14 protein-coding genes are annotated in these 14,819 nt (G+C 63.6%); 7 read left to right on the plus strand and 7 right to left on the minus strand.

Annotated elements, in window-relative coordinates; translation table 11 throughout:
- Positions 1 to 1,565: DNA gyrase subunit B (locus ACQ5ID_RS12380; RefSeq protein WP_429912748.1), on the minus strand; the 1,565-nt coding region annotated here is incomplete at its 3' end.
- Between the two features lie 66 nt (positions 1,566 to 1,631).
- Here ACQ5ID_RS12380 and ACQ5ID_RS12385 point away from each other — a divergent pair.
- Together ACQ5ID_RS12385 and polA are read left to right on the plus strand one after the other, a co-directional pair.
- Positions 1,632 to 2,156, plus strand: a complete 525-nt coding sequence (locus ACQ5ID_RS12385) for a hypothetical protein (RefSeq protein ID WP_429912749.1) — start codon at positions 1,632 to 1,634, stop codon at positions 2,154 to 2,156.
- Positions 2,157 to 2,243: 87 nt separating this feature from the next.
- A complete protein-coding gene (gene polA / locus ACQ5ID_RS12390) occupies positions 2,244 to 5,018 on the plus strand; it encodes a DNA polymerase I (protein WP_429912750.1) in 2,775 nt (924 codons plus the stop codon).
- 2 nt (positions 5,019 to 5,020) lie between these two features.
- Here polA and dapB read toward each other — a convergent pair whose 3' ends face one another.
- The 4 genes from dapB to ACQ5ID_RS12410 form a co-directional block, all read right to left on the minus strand.
- Complete coding sequence (gene dapB, locus ACQ5ID_RS12395; protein WP_429912751.1) at positions 5,021 to 5,851, minus strand: 4-hydroxy-tetrahydrodipicolinate reductase; 831 nt, start codon at positions 5,849 to 5,851, stop codon at positions 5,021 to 5,023.
- A 74-nt stretch (positions 5,852 to 5,925) separates the two neighbouring features.
- Positions 5,926 to 7,101 (minus strand): molecular chaperone DnaJ, encoded by a 1,176-nt coding sequence (gene dnaJ / locus ACQ5ID_RS12400; RefSeq protein WP_429912813.1) that lies wholly within the window; start codon positions 7,099 to 7,101, stop codon positions 5,926 to 5,928.
- Between the two features lie 89 nt (positions 7,102 to 7,190).
- Positions 7,191 to 9,110, minus strand: a complete 1,920-nt coding sequence (gene dnaK / locus ACQ5ID_RS12405) for a molecular chaperone DnaK (RefSeq protein WP_429912752.1) — start codon at positions 9,108 to 9,110, stop codon at positions 7,191 to 7,193.
- Positions 9,111 to 9,311: 201 nt separating this feature from the next.
- Complete coding sequence (locus ACQ5ID_RS12410; protein ID WP_429912753.1) at positions 9,312 to 9,659, minus strand: hypothetical protein; 348 nt, start codon at positions 9,657 to 9,659, stop codon at positions 9,312 to 9,314.
- A 118-nt stretch (positions 9,660 to 9,777) separates the two neighbouring features.
- Here ACQ5ID_RS12410 and ACQ5ID_RS12415 point away from each other — a divergent pair, with 118 nt between their 5' ends.
- From ACQ5ID_RS12415 to ACQ5ID_RS12430, 4 genes are all read left to right on the plus strand, one after another.
- A complete protein-coding gene (locus ACQ5ID_RS12415; protein WP_429912754.1) occupies positions 9,778 to 10,446 on the plus strand; it encodes a hypothetical protein in 669 nt (222 codons plus the stop codon).
- A gap of 6 nt (positions 10,447 to 10,452) precedes the next feature.
- Positions 10,453 to 11,091, plus strand: a complete 639-nt coding sequence (locus tag ACQ5ID_RS12420) for an alpha-ketoglutarate-dependent dioxygenase AlkB family protein (protein ID WP_429912755.1) — start codon at positions 10,453 to 10,455, stop codon at positions 11,089 to 11,091.
- A 106-nt stretch (positions 11,092 to 11,197) separates the two neighbouring features.
- The gene (locus ACQ5ID_RS12425; protein ID WP_429912756.1) at positions 11,198 to 11,551 is read left to right on the plus strand and encodes a YMGG-like glycine zipper-containing protein; all 354 of its coding nucleotides are present in this window, start codon (positions 11,198 to 11,200) and stop codon (positions 11,549 to 11,551) included.
- Between the two features lie 157 nt (positions 11,552 to 11,708).
- Complete coding sequence (locus ACQ5ID_RS12430) at positions 11,709 to 12,080, plus strand: YMGG-like glycine zipper-containing protein (protein WP_429912757.1); 372 nt, start codon at positions 11,709 to 11,711, stop codon at positions 12,078 to 12,080.
- 73 nt (positions 12,081 to 12,153) lie between these two features.
- Here the strand turns inward: ACQ5ID_RS12430 and grpE are convergent, their stop codons facing one another.
- Positions 12,154 to 12,810: a nucleotide exchange factor GrpE gene (gene grpE, locus ACQ5ID_RS12435; RefSeq protein ID WP_429912758.1), complete on the minus strand. Its 657-nt coding sequence runs from the start codon at positions 12,808 to 12,810 to the stop codon at positions 12,154 to 12,156.
- A gap of 56 nt (positions 12,811 to 12,866) precedes the next feature.
- The gene (gene hrcA, locus ACQ5ID_RS12440) at positions 12,867 to 13,937 is read right to left on the minus strand and encodes a heat-inducible transcriptional repressor HrcA (RefSeq protein ID WP_429912759.1); all 1,071 of its coding nucleotides are present in this window, start codon (positions 13,935 to 13,937) and stop codon (positions 12,867 to 12,869) included.
- Between the two features lie 133 nt (positions 13,938 to 14,070).
- On the opposite strand from hrcA, the gene rph reads away from it, so the two are divergent.
- The gene (rph, locus tag ACQ5ID_RS12445; RefSeq protein WP_429912760.1) at positions 14,071 to 14,793 is read left to right on the plus strand and encodes a ribonuclease PH; all 723 of its coding nucleotides are present in this window, start codon (positions 14,071 to 14,073) and stop codon (positions 14,791 to 14,793) included.
- Positions 14,794 to 14,819: the final 26 nt, after the last annotated feature.

The following is a 14,819-nucleotide window of genomic DNA, read 5'->3' on the forward strand; positions in this document are numbered from 1 at the left end:
GTGCGGATATGCGCGCCGTCCACGTCGGCGTCGGTCATGATGATGACCTTGTGATAGCGCAGCTTGTTGTAGTCGATCTGGTCGCGGCCAATGCCGGTACCAAGCGCGGTAATCAGCGTGCCGACCTGATCGGATGACAGCATCTTGTCAAAGCGCGCCCGCTCCACATTGAGGATTTTACCCCGCAGCGGCAGCACGGCCTGATTTTCACGGTTGCGGCCCTGCTTGGCCGAGCCACCGGCGGAATCACCCTCGACGATGAAGATTTCAGACTTGGACGGGTCTTTTTCCTGACAATCGGCCAGCTTGCCGGGCAGCGAAGTGATGTCGAGCGCGCTCTTGCGCCGGGTCAGCTCGCGGGCCTTGCGGGCAGCTTCGCGGGCCGCAGCCGCCTCGATGATTTTCGAGACAATGCCCTTGGCCTCGGCCGGGTGTTCCTCAAACCATTCGGACAGCTGTTCAAACACCGCGCCCTCAACGGCCGGGCGCACTTCGGATGAAACCAGCTTGTCCTTGGTCTGGGACGAGAATTTCGGGTCCGGCACCTTCACCGAGAGCACGCAGGTCAGCCCCTCGCGCGCATCATCGCCGGTAATGGCGACCTTGGCTTTTGAAGCCAGACCAGAGCTCGCCGCGTAATTATTGATGATGCGGGTCAGCGCGCCGCGAAAACCGGCCAAATGCGTGCCGCCATCTCTCTGGGGGATGTTGTTGGTGAAGCACAGCATGTTCTCGTGATAGCTGTCATTCCACTGCAGCGCGGCCTCCACCGTCACTCCGTCACGATCACCCAGGATGACGATCGGCTCCGGGAAGATCGGGGATTTGGCGCGATCAAGATGCTTCACGAAGGCGGCCACCCCGCCATCATATTGCAGCACTTCCTCAAAGGCTTCCGCCTCGCGCTCATCGCGCAGGACAATGCGGACGCCCGAATTGAGGAAGGCGAGCTCCCTAAGGCGGTGGTGCAGGCGCGCGCGCTCGAACACGATGTCGGAGAAGGTCTTGTCTGAGGGCAGGAAGCGCACTTCGGTGCCGGTCAGCGGCTTGCCATTGGGACGCAGCGGCGCCTCGCCAATGACCTTCAGATCTTCGCCATCCTTCGGCTCGCCATGGATGAAGCGCATATAGTGCGTCTTGCCATCACGCCAGATGGTGAGGTCCAGCCATTCCGACAGCGCGTTCACCACCGACACGCCGACGCCGTGCAGGCCGCCTGACACTTTGTAGGAATTCTGGTCGAACTTACCGCCGGCATGCAGCTGGGTCATGATGACCTGCGCCGCCGAGACGCCCTCGCCCTCATGGATGGCGGTCGGCACGCCGCGCCCGTCATCGGAGACGCTCGCCGAACCGTCCGCATGCAGCGTTACGCGCACCTCTGTGCAGTGGCCCGCCAGCGCCTCGTCAATGGCGTTATCGACCACCTCATAGACCATGTGATGCAGGCCCGAACCGTCATCGGTATCCCCGATATACATGCCCGGACGTTTGCGTACGGCATCCAGCCCTTTGAGGACCTTGATGCTGTCCGCGCCATATTCCTGATTCGTGTTCTCGCTCATGGGTTTTTTCTAGCCCATAGGCGCCCCATCCGCCATGTTTCACATGACAAAAGAGGGGGGTGGGCAATGACGCTGAAACACCTTGCGGCACTGACGGCATGTCTGGCGGCGGCGGCGTGCGGCAACTCCGCGCCCGCCGGTAGCGACGGCAGTGCATCTGCCCTCGACCCGCTAGCAGCATGCGAACCTTGGTTTGGAGTTGATGGCGGCTCGTTTGAAGACGGCATGCGGGGCAATGTGGCGGCAATCGATTGCTGGATCGCCAACGCCGAGAGGCGGCGTGCTGAAGGCTCCGTGGAGCCGGACCTGATCGATTTCGGCCGCTTGCGCGACGGGTATATGCGCTCCCACTGGTCGGGGGAGATATATCCTCCCGCGCTGGAGGCCGCGGCCCGTATGCCACGTATCGAGGTGGCCAGTCAGGTGGCCCTGCACCGCTGGTCCATCCGCTTCTTCTACAACCCGGACGAACCGCCGCTGACCGGCGAGCCGTGCTGGGAGCTGGACGAAACCCAGATTGCCTTCGTGCGCGCCGCCATCCCAGATGAGGAGAGTGCCCCCTGCCTTGAGGGCTGGGGAATCGCGGAGTGACCTGACCCCGCCTGATTGCCCCGATCTCGAAGCGGGCCTAGTTTGCGCCCTCGATACTCCCTCGCTCGCTTCCCAAGGACGCTACCCATGGCCACGACACGCCCCGTCACGAAGGATTCCCATGTCTATCTGGTGGACGGGTCGGGCTATATCTTCCGCGCCTATCACGCCCTGCCGCCGCTGACGCGCTCTGACGGCACGCCGGTCGGCGCGGTGCAGGGTTTCTGCAACATGCTGTGGAAGCTCCTGGAGGATCTGAAGGGCGAGGACCAGCCGACGCATCTGGCCGTGATTTTCGATCATTCGGCCAAGACCTTCCGCAACGAGATCTATCCCGAATACAAGGCCCACCGGCCCGAACCGCCCGAAGATTTGCGGCCCCAGTTCGCCATCATCCGCGATGCCACCAAGGCGTTTGACCTGCCCTGTATCGAGATGGACGGGTTTGAGGCCGATGACCTGATTGCCACCTATGCCCGCCAGGCCGCCGAGAAGGGCGCGCGCGTCACCATCGCCTCCTCCGACAAGGATCTGATGCAGCTGGTCAACGGGCAGGTGACGCTGCTGGACCCGATGAAGGTGCGCCGGATTGGCGATGCGGAGGTACGCGAGAAGTTCGGCGTTGGCCCGGAGCGCGTCATCGACGTGCAGGCGCTGGCAGGTGACAGCGTGGACAATGTGCCGGGCGTGCCGGGCATTGGCATCAAGACGGCCGCCGAACTCATCAACACCTATGGCGATCTTGAAACCCTGCTGGCGCGGGCGGAAGAGATCAAGCAGCCCGCGCGGCGCACCAAGCTGATCGAGAATGCAGAGAATGCGCGCATTTCCAAGCTGCTGGTGACGCTGAAAGACGATATCGAAACCCCTGATCCGCTGGAGGATTTCGGCGCGGCGGACCCGGACGGCGAAAAGCTGATCGCGTTTTTGCGCTCCATGGAGTTCCGCACCATCACGCGGCGCGTCGAGGAGGCGCTGGGGGCCGGGCCTGCCGACGAGACAGGCGATGCGACCGCGCCGATTGACCGTTCCGGCTATGCCTGCGTGCAGACGGTGGACGCCCTTCAAAGCTGGATCGCGAAAGCAAAGCGCATGCGCGTCATCGCGGTCGATACCGAGACCGATGCGCTGTCGGCGACGGCGGCCGGGCTTGTCGGTATTTCCATCGCGGTAAAGCCCGGCGAAGCCTGCTATATCCCGCTGGGCCACTTAGGCGGCGACCTCGCCGATGGCGGGGGAAGACCTGAGCAGATCGAGATGGCCGAGGCTATCGGGCTTTTAAAACCGCTGCTGGAAGACCCCGCCGTCCTGAAAGCCGGCCAGAATATCAAATATGATCTGGCGGTGCTGGCCCGCCAGGGCATCAACATGGCCCCGATCGATGACACCATGCTGATCTCCTATGTGCAGGAGGCGGGCCTGCACGGGCATGGCATGGACGAGCTCTCCGAACTGCACCTCGGCCACAAGCCGGTCGCCTTCAAGGAAGTGGCGGGCACCGGGAAAAACCAGAAGCATTTTGGCGAGATCGACCTTAAACGCGCGACCGAATACGCCGCCGAGGACGCCGACATCACGCTGCGCCTCTACGAGCTTTTAAAGCCCGGCCTTGCGGGCAAGGGGCTTGCCACCGTCTACGAGACGCTGGAGCGGCCCATGCCCGCCGTGCTGGCGCGCATGGAGCTCAATGGCATCAAGGTCGATGTCGCCCAGCTCTCCCGCCTGTCTTCGGAGTTTGCCCAGCGCATGGCTGAGGCCGAGGAGGAAGCGTTCGAGGCCGCAGGCACGCGCTTCAATCTTGGCAGCCCCAAACAGATCGGCGATATCATCTTTGGTGATATGGGCCTGCCGGGCGGCAAGAAGACCAAGACCGGCGCCTGGTCCACCGATGCGAGCGTGCTGGAGGAACTCGCCAATGAGGGCCATGCCCTGCCGCGCGCGCTGCTGACCTGGCGGCAGTTTGCCAAGCTGAAATCCACCTATTCGGACGCCCTAAAAGCCGCGATCAATCCGGATACGGGGCGCGTGCATACCAGCTTCTCGCTCGCCGCGACGACGACGGGGCGGCTCTCCAGCTCCGACCCCAATCTGCAGAACATCCCGATCCGCACCGAGGAAGGCCGCCTGATCCGCGAAGCCTTCGTGGCGGAAAAGGGGCATGTGCTGGTGGCGGCGGACTATTCCCAGATCGAATTGAGGCTGCTGGCTCATATTGCCGGCGTCGATGCCCTGAAAGACGCGTTTAAAGCCGGCCATGACATTCACGCCATGACGGCGTCTGAAATGTTCGGCGTGCCGCTGGACCAGATGGACGGCGCGACGCGGCGCAAGGCGAAGGCCATCAATTTTGGCATTATTTACGGGATTTCCGCCTTTGGCCTGGCCAATAATCTGGGGATCAAGCGCGATGAGGCGAAAGCCTATATCGAAAGCTATTTTGAAAAATTCCCCGGCATCGCCAGCTATATGGACGCGATGAAGGAGACCGCGCGCGAGCAGGGCTATATCGAGACCGTGTTCGGCCGGCGCTGCCACTTCCCCGGCATTCGCGACAAGAACCCGGCCATGCGCCAGTTCGCCGAGCGTCAGGCCATCAACGCACCCATTCAGGGCTCAGCCGCCGACATCATCCGGCGCGCCATGGCGCGCATGGACGCGGCAATTGAAGAGGCGGGCCTGAAAGCGCGCATGCTCTTGCAGGTGCATGACGAGCTGGTCTTTGAATGCCCTGAAGGCGAGGCCGATGCGCTGATCCCGCTGGTGCAGGAGGTGATGGGCAAGGCGGCCCTGCCTGCGGTCGATCTGTCCGTCCCGCTGGTGGTGGAGGCCAAGGCCGCCCTCACCTGGGGGCAGGCGCACTAGGGTCACTTCAACCCCAGCACATCCTCAATGCCGTAAAGGCCCGGTGCCTGCCCGGTCAGCCATTTGCCCGCTTCCAGCGCGCCGCGCGCAAAGATGAAGCGGTCATTGGCGCGGTGGCGGATTTCCAGCTCCTCGAACGCGCCGAGAAACAGGGCGGAATGCTCGCCAATTGCGCCGCCGCCGCGAATGGCAGAAAACCCTATCGCGCCTACGGGGCGGGCATTACCCTGACGCGGCCGGTCGAAAATGGCCTGGGTTTCGAAATCGAGCCCGCGCGCCTCTGCGGCCGCCTCGCCAATGGCCAATGCCGTGCCGGAGGGCGCATCGGCCTTGCGGCGATGATGGGTCTCGACGATTTCCAGGTCAAACTGCTCGGACGGCAATAGCCGTGCGGCCTCCCCGGCGAGCCAGCGCATGACCGCAGCGCCCAGCGAGAAATTGCGCGCATAGAGCACCGGCACTGATTGCGAGGCGGCGTTGAGCATCGCCATCTCGTCCTGGCCAAGCCCGGTAACGCCGCACACGAAAGGCGGTCCGCCGCGCTCTGTGATTTGCCGGGCAAAGGCGGCCGAGGCCTGCGGTCCGGAGACATCAATCACCAGATCGGCCGCGTCCGCCGCATCGCGCATGGAGACGCTGGTTTCGATGCCGGTCAGGGCGGTGTCTGCCAGCTCGCCCAGATCGGCGCCCAGCATCACCGAATCGTGGCGGACAACGCCCGCCACGAGCTCCATATCGGGCCGGCGCGTGATCTCGGCCATGATGAGACGGCCAAGCCGCCCCGAAGCGCCCAGAACCGCAATCTTGAGAATTTTGCCCGGTGGCGTGCTCACTGCTTTCACTCCCGCCCGCAATCATACCTGATATTGCAGACCCATTCGGTTAGCAGGGCGTGAATGACGGTGAATCAGGCACTGGGGCGCGCTTCATCATCGCCGCGCACATCATCCCAGAAGCGCTTGACCTTCTTGAAGAAACCGTCGCTGTCGGGATTGCAGCCATCGCCGGACAGCTCGCAGAATTCGCGCAAGAGCTCTTTCTGGCGCTCGCACAGCTTTTGCGGGGTCTCGACAAACAGCTCGACAAACATGTCGCCGCGTGCACCGCCGCCTTTGAGGCGCGCCATGCCCTTGCCCTTCAGGCGCATGCGCCGCCCGGTCTGGGAGCCTGCAGGGATGTGCATTTCGGCGCGCCCGCCTTCGATGGTGGGGGCCAGAATCTCGCCGCCCAGCGCCGCGGTGACCATGGGTACGGTCGCCCGGCAATAGAGATTGGGTCCGTCGCGCTCGAAAATGTCGTGCGGCCTGACGGAGATGAAAATATAGAGATCGCCCGGAGGGCCGCCGCGCCCGCCCGCCTCGCCTTCACCGGCAAGGCGGATACGCATGCCGTCCTCGACGCCCGGCGGCACCTGCACCTGCAGCTCCCGGTTCTTGCGCACCCGGCCCACGCCGTCGCATTCCCGGCAGGGCGTTTCGACATACTGGCCACGCCCGCCACAGGTCGGGCAGGTCTGCTCCATGGTGAAGAAGCCTTGTGTGCGGCGGATGCGCCCTGCCCCGTTACAGGTTTCGCAGGTGATGATCTTGGAGCCGGGTTCGGCGCCCGATCCCTCGCAATGGCCGCAGGAGACGGTGGTGGGGACGCGTATCTTGGCATCCTTGCCGTTGAACGCCTCTTCCAGCGTGATTTCCATGTCATAGCGCAGATCAGAGCCGCGCGCCGGGCCGGAACGCCGGCGTCCGCCGCCACGCCCGGCAAAGGCATCGCCAAAGACCTGCTCGAAAATATCGGCAAAATCGGCTGCGCCGCCAAATCCGCCCGGCCCGAACGGACCGCCTGCGCCAGCCCCGCCATTCTGGAAGGCGGCGTGGCCCATCCGGTCATAGGCGGCGCGCTTGTCGGCGTCCGACAGGATGGCGTAAGCCTCGCCCACTTCCTTGAACTTGGCTTCGGCTTCCGCATCACCCGGATTGCGGTCGGGGTGAAACTGCATGGCCAGCTTGCGGTAGGCGCTCTTTATCGCGCCCGCATCGGCGGTGCGTTCAACACCCAGGATTTCGTAATAGTCTCGCTTGGCCATGGTCCGCCGGTCTGAATGCTTGCTGGTATCAGGCAAAAGCCCCGGCCCACCTTCAGGGAGCCGGGGCTGTCAGCATCTACACGCCGTTATCAGGCGCTCTTCTTCTTGTCGTCGCCGTCCACTTCGGTGAACTCGGCATCGACCACATCATCCCCGTCCGGGGTGTTGTCGTCCGAACCGCCATCATCACCGCCAGCGGATTGCTGCTGGGCGTACATCGCCTCACCCAGCTTCATGGCCGCCTGCAGGACAGCTTGCGTCTTCTGCTGGATGGCTTCGACATCCTCGCCATCCTTGACCTCTTTCAACTCGGAAATGGCGGTCTCGATGGAGGATTTGTCTTCCGCCGAGACCTTGTCGCCAAACTCTTCGAGCTGCTTTTCGGTCTGGTGGACCAGCGCCTCGGCATTATTGCGGGCCTCGACCAGCGCGCGGCGCTTCTTGTCGGCCTCGGCATTGGCCTCGGCGTCCTTCACCATCTTTTCGATGTCAGCGTCGGACAGGCCGCCAGACGCCTGGATACGGATCGCCTGCTCCTTGCCGGTCGCCTGATCCTTCGCGGAGACATTCACAATGCCATTGGCATCGATATCGAACGTCACCTCGATCTGCGGCATGCCGCGCGGGGCGGGCGGGATACCGACCAGATCAAACTGGCCGAGCAGCTTGTTGTCAGCGGCCATTTCCCGCTCACCCTGGAAGCAGCGGATCGTCACCGCCGTCTGATTGTCATCAGCGGTGGAGAAGGTCTGGCTCTTCTTGGTCGGGATGGTGGTGTTGCGGTCGATCAGGCGGGTGAACACGCCGCCCAGCGTCTCGATACCCAGCGAAAGCGGGGTCACGTCGAGCAGCAGCACGTCTTTCACATCGCCCTGCAGCACGCCGGCCTGAATGGCCGCGCCCATGGCAACGACTTCATCGGGGTTCACGCCGCGATGGGGTTCCTTGCCGAAGAAGGTTTTCACCGCCTCCTGCACCTTGGGCATACGGGTCATGCCGCCGACCAGAACGATCTCGTCGATCTGACCGGTGGAGAGGCCCGAATCCTTCAGCGCCGCCTTGCACGGCTCGATCGTGCGCTTGATGAGGTCTTCAACCAGCGCTTCCAGCTTGGCGCGGGAAAGTTTCAGATTGAGGTGTTTCGGGCCGGAGGCGTCCGCCGTGATGAAGGGGAGGTTGACCTCATAGGCAGAGGCGCTGGAGAGCTCCTTCTTGGCCTTTTCAGCCTCTTCCTTCAGGCGCTGGAGGGCCAGCTTGTCCTTGCGAAGGTCGATGCCGTTTTCCTTTTTGAACTCGTCGGCAAGGTAATCGACAATGCGCATGTCGAAATCTTCACCGCCCAGGAAAGTGTCGCCATTGGTGGCCTTCACCTCGAACACGCCGTCACCGATCTCCAGGATGGAGATGTCGAACGTGCCGCCGCCAAGGTCGTAAACGGCAATGGTTTTGGACTCGCCCGATTTGTCGAGGCCATAGGCGAGCGCGGCTGCGGTCGGCTCATTGATGATGCGCAGCACTTCAAGCCCGGCGATCTTGCCGGCGTCCTTGGTGGCCTGACGCTGGGCGTCATTGAAGTAGGCGGGAACCGTGATGACGGCCTTTTCCACCTTCTCGCCGAGATAGCTTTCAGCCGTCTCTTTCATTTTCTGCAGGATGAAGGCGGATATCTCGGCCGGCGCGTATTTCTTGTCGCGCCCTTCCACCCAAGCATCGCCATTATCACCGGGGACGATTCTGTAGGGCACCATGTCGGCGTCCTTCTTGACCGTCGGGTCGTTCATATTGCGGCCAATAAGGCGCTTGATGGCGAAGAAGGTCTGCTCGGGATTGGTCACGGCCTGACGGCGCGCGGGCTGACCGATCAGGCGCTCGCCATCTTCGGTGAACGCCACGACAGACGGCGTGGTGCGCGCGCCTTCGGTGTTCTCGATGACGCGGGCCTGCCCGCCTTCCATGACCGCCACACACGAATTGGTGGTGCCAAGGTCGATGCCGATAACTTTGCTCATAGTCTCATTCTCTCCACTTTGTGGCAGGGCGGGGTGCGCGGTCCGTAAACCTTAAAAAGCGTTTGCGGCGGCTCGCCGGTCATCCGCCCCCCGTGCAGGTTGGTGTTTCTGGTCTTGCTTTAACCCTTCGAGGCGGTCAGGAAAAAACCCCTCTTGATACGGGGCGATTTAGGGAGGCGGGAGCGAAGCCGCAAGGGTGTGTTACGCCTTATTTGCTGCCGCTTTCCACCAGCGCCAGGCCGCAGCGCCGCCAATTACAGCAAAAGCGGGCACGCAAACCGGCATGGTCGCGCGCGCAACCGGTTCGGGCAGGAAGAGAATGTCGCGCGCCCAGCCCTCCTCGATTCCGGAAAGTTCACGCGCCCAGCTTTGCAGTATGCACTCACCATTGATGAGGATGCCGATGAAGATGAGCACTGGAAAACCGAGCGCCCACGGGACAAACCGTTCAAACCGCCCGGTCAGCACATAGGCGGCAAGCCCTATCACCATGGTGACCGCCACCACCCAGACAATGGTGTGGACCAGTTGCAGGATGAACAGCGCCATAATTCCCCTCGTCCCCCTTCTTGCCTGCCATCCATACTGGCCCGGCTTCCGGCGCGATCCAAATCCTGATTGAGTGTGTGGCAGGAAATGAGCTGCGCCCAGCCGTCAGGAGGCTGACATGAACACGATCCCCCTACGCACCGGACTTGTCGCCCTGATGGCGCTCGCCCTGACCGCCTGCATCATTGAGCGCGAGCATGTGCTGGCGCCCGATACGCAAGGTCTGGTGGTGGATGGCGATACACTGGCGCCAGTACAGGGTGCGCAGGTGCGTTTTGAAGCCCTGACCGCAAGCCCGGCGTCCATGACGGATGCTGAGGGCCGGTTTTCTCTGGACGGGCGTAGCGAAATGCGCCGTGTCATGCCCGTCGTTGGCGGTGTCCATCGCGATGCATCCCGCGTGCAGGCCAGCGCCAGCGAGTATGAGACCGGCTATTCAAGCGCGGCCTTCATCAACGGGCTGGGCCCGGCGCAGGCCGAGTATCCGGTGATTATCATGCTGGTCCCGCAAGGTGCCGCTGAACCTCATCTGGCAGATCTGATGGCGGACTGTCTTGAAACGCCTGAGCAGCGCCACGCGGTACATATCGCGGCCCGTCTTGCCGAGCTGGACCCGCGAGACCTTCCCGCATGGCTGGACACCGAGGCGGCGCTGGGACTGGAGGAGCATATCAGCATCGTCCTGCGTTCCAGCCTTCTTCTGGACTGTGAACAGACACAGGCCGCGCACGAAACCTTGCAAGGCCAGCTGACGGCCTTTCGCGCCACGGCCGGTATCGGGGGTTAGGCGGTGATGGACACTGGCCGGGTCACCGGGCCGGACGGGTTTGTCGTCCTGCCGGGCTATTTCGGCCGGGCGGCCCAGGAAAGCCTGCTGGCCGATGTGCTGGCAGGAATCGACGCTGCGCCGCTTTACCAGCCGGTCATGCCGCGTACAGGGGCACCCTTAAGCGTACAGATGAGTAATTTTGGCCCGCTGGGCTGGATCGCGGACCGCAAGGGCTATCGCTATGAGCCCACCCACCCCGTCACCGGCAGGTCCTGGCCGCCCATGCCGCAGGCGCTTCTCGATCTGTGGAGCGCAGTGTCGGGCTGGCAGCAGCCACCCCAGGCCTGCCTGATCAATGTCTACGGCCCCGGTGCCCGGATGGGCCTGCATATCGACGCAGACGAGGATGCGCGTGATGCGCCGGTCGTCTCGATCAGCCTCGGCGACCGGGCGCGCTTCCGGCTAGGCGGGTCTGAACGCAAAAGCCCTACACGGTCGATGGTGCTGTCTTCGGGTGATGTTGTGGTGCTGGGCGGGGCCTCGCGGCGCTTCTATCACGGCGTGGACCGGATTTATCCCGGCACCAGCACGCTCCTGCCTGAGCATCTGCGCCCCGGCCGGATCAATCTGACGCTGCGGCGGGTCCGGGCCGGCGGAAAATAAATCCGGCGGAACCCGTTTCGTTCATCTTGCGTATAGCGAAAGTCTGTTTCAATCACGGACAACGGCGGCACGAGGGCTCGCCGTACGGATTTGGATGGAGGCTCCCATGCGGAAGCTGATGATTATCTCTCTGGCGGCACCTGCCCTGATGGTCACAGGTTGTGCGGCCAATAACACGATGACCCATGCAGCAGGCGGCGCGGCCGCCGGTGCGCTGGCCGGTGCCGTGATCGGCAACAATACCGGCAGCGGGGATGCCCGTCAGGGTGCCATTATCGGCGCCGTGGTCGGCGGCGCTGCCGGTGCCTATGCCGGTTGCCGCGAAGATGGCGGCTGCCGCTGGAACCAGAACAACCAGAACCACTCCCAGCTCTATTATGACCAGCGTGCGGGCCGGTATTACTATGTCGACCAGCGCACGGGTCAGACCTTCTGGCAGAATGGCGAGTTCCGCGGCTAGATCCGTTTGCCGCGCCGGTGGCCTGCATTCCCCTGGCAGGCCAGATGAGAGAAGCCCCGGACGCCCTTTGGCCGGGGCTTTTTTCTTGACCGCGCCCGGAACCTCACGGCACACCAAGCCGTTAATCGTGCACAAGGCATCCATGGGAGAGTGATACATGTTTCGCAAAGTTCTCGTAGCCGCGACACTTAGCGTGCCGCTTATCGCAACCGCCTGTGCCACGACGCCAGCTGCACGCGGCGGCGCAACGGGTGCGGCTGTAGGTGCCGTCGGCGGTGCCGTGATCGGTAACCAGGTCGGTAGTGGCCATCCGCGCACCGGGGCTGCCATTGGCGCTGTGGGTGGTGCGATTGCCGGGGCGGCCATTGCCTGCCAGCAACAGGGCGGGTGCCAGCACAATCCCAATAATCCGCGCCACTCCCAGCTCTATTACGACCAGCACAATGACCGCTACTGGTATGAGGACCATCAGACCGGTAACACCTACTGGCAGAACGGCGAGCCACGCACGCGTGTGCCGCGCCGCTAACGCGCCGGGCATGAATGTGAAAAGGGCGGCTCTGACGAGCCGCCCTTTTTTTGTTTTTCAGGCCCTTGGACGATCAGGCTTCCACATCCAGCCCGCTGCCGGGCTTCTGCCCCGGCTGTGTGGATGCGGTAGCAGGCGCGTCTGCGGCGGGCGCTGCGCCTTCAGCCGGTCCTGCTGACACCACCACCATCGCCGCGCGCAGCGTGCGCTCGCCAATGACATAACCGGGCTGCATCACATGGGCGATGCGGCCCTTGGGCTGGTCTGCGGGGATCTGGGCGGCGGCCTGATGGAGGTTGGGATCGAGCGGATCACCCGGTTGCGGGTCAATGCGCTTTACGCCGTGACGCTCCAGCGTGCTCATCAGGCGGCGCTGGGTCATCTCCACGCCTTCAACCAGCGGCTTGACGTTTTCAGGCAGGCTGGCGCGCACATCGTCGCCCAGAAGGCCCAGAGCCCGTTCCAGATTGTCAGCGATATCGAGCATGTCGCGGGCAAAGCCGGTGACGGCGTATTCGCGCGTTTCCTTCACCTCGCGGGCGGCGCGCTTGCGGGTATTGTCCGCATCGGCCACCGCGCGCAGCAGACGGTCACGCAGATCATCGACCTGGCCCTGCAGCGCCTCCAGCCCGTCTTCAGCCGTTCCGGTTTCCATCGCAGCTTCGGCCGCCTCGTCCAGCTCTGCATCATCGTGAGCGCCGGTCTGGCCGTTCTTGCTGTCATCACTCATGTCAAAGCGTCCTGTTGTCATTCTTAAGGCGTCGGGTTGACCGACACATAGGGAGGCTAGCTGCGTCCGTCGAGAAGCCGGCCCACAAGCTGGGCGGTATAATCCACAAGCGGGATGACGCGGGCATAGTTCAGACGCGTCGGACCGATCACCCCCAGCGCACCCAGAATACGCTGATCGCGATTGCGATAGGGGGCAACAATCACGCTGGACCCGGAGAGCGAGAAGAGCGGGTTCTCCGAACCGATGAAAAGCCGCACGCCCTGCGCGCCGCGCGCTTCATCCAGGAGGGCCAGCAGGTCTTCCTTGCGCTCGATATCGTCAAACAGCAGGCGGATGCGTTCGAGATCCTCGCTGGCCTCGACCGATTCCAGCAGCTTTGCCTGACCGCGCACGATCAGCGAGCGGTTTTCCGACCCGCTCCAGTCGGCAAGCCCCGCCTCGACCAGGCTGGCCGCGGTTTCGTCCAGCTGGGCGCGCTTTTCGGCGATCTCGCTCTGGATGGCCGACAGCGCCTCGGCCAGCGTGCGCCCCCTGAGCCGGGAGGAGAGGTAATTGCCTGCCTCCACCAGCGCCGCAGGCGGCAAGCCGGCGGGCGCGGTCATCAGCCGGTTTTCCACCGCGCCTGATTCCGACACCAGCACGGCGAGGATCTCTACCGGCGAGAGCGGGACAAATTCCACATGGCGCAGCGGCACGTCCTGTTTTTGCGAAGCCACAAGGCCCGCCCCGCCGGCCAGGCCGGACAGAAGCGAGGAGGCTTCGGCCAGCACGTCTTCAGGCCGCTTACCCGCCGCGCCGACGCGGGCATCGATCTCGCGGCGCTCTTCCTCTGCCACTTCACCAATCTGCAGCAGGCCGTCGACGAAGAGGCGCAGCCCTGCATGGGTCGGCATGCGCCCGGCCGATGTATGCGGCGCAGACAGAAGCCCGGCGCCAGCGAGATCGGCCATGGTGTTGCGGATGGAGGCAGGCGAGAGGTTCAGCGCGGAACGCTTTGACAGGGTACGAGAGCCCACCGGCTCGCCGGTATCGAGATACGCCTCGACCAGCTCGCGGAAAATATCACGCGAGCGCGCGTCCAGTTCGGCCAGCGATGAGGATAGGGGCGAAGTCCGCTCTGTCATGATGGCAACCAGTTAAGCGAGCCGGGCGCGCGCTGCAATGGTCTCGTCTCCATGCCCGCTGCCCGCCAGCGCTGCTTTCATCGCGCGTACATTCGGGCTAGGTCGGCATCAGAGATTCATCCGGAGAGACACTATGCGCCCTGACAACCGCCAAGCCGACGCCCTGCGCGAGGTGTATTTCGAGCTGGGCGCCGCGCCCTATGCGGAAGGTTCCTGCCTTGCCGTGTTTGGCAATACGCGTGTTCTGTGTGCGGCGAGCGTTGAAGAAACCACCCCGCCCTGGCTGCGCGGACGCGGGCAGGGCTGGGTGACAGCCGAATACGCCATGCTGCCGCGCGCCACCCATCAGCGTACGCGCCGCGAAGTGACCAGTGGCAAGCCTTCAGGCCGCACACAGGAAATCCAGCGCCTGATAGGGCGCTCCTTGCGGGCGGTTGTCGACCTCAAAGCGCTGGGCGAACGCCAGATCATCGTCGATTGCGACGTGCTGCAGGCCGATGGCGGCACGCGCACGGCGGCCATTACCGGCGCATGGATCGCCCTGAAATCGGCCTGTCTCTATCTGATGGAGGAGGGGCTTCTCAAATCCGATCCGGTGACCGGACAGGTCGCGGCGGTTTCCGCCGGTATCATCAAGGGCGAAGCGCGCCTCGACCTTGAGTATGAGGAAGACAGCACGGCGGACGCAGACGCCAATTTCGTGCTGACGGCCAATGGCGGGGTTGTCGAAATACAGGCGACCGCCGAAACTGATCCGATGAAGCCCGAAGAGTTCGACGCGCTCTTTGCGCTGGCCCGCAAGGGCATTGGCGAGCTCGCGGTGCTGCAGAACGAGGCCCTGAAAACCCGGCGCTAGTCCGGGCGGGCCGTACGGGGAGGAGC

It is taken from the genome of Glycocaulis sp. (assembly GCF_050485565.1).
GTDB lineage: Bacteria > Pseudomonadota > Alphaproteobacteria > Caulobacterales > Maricaulaceae > Glycocaulis.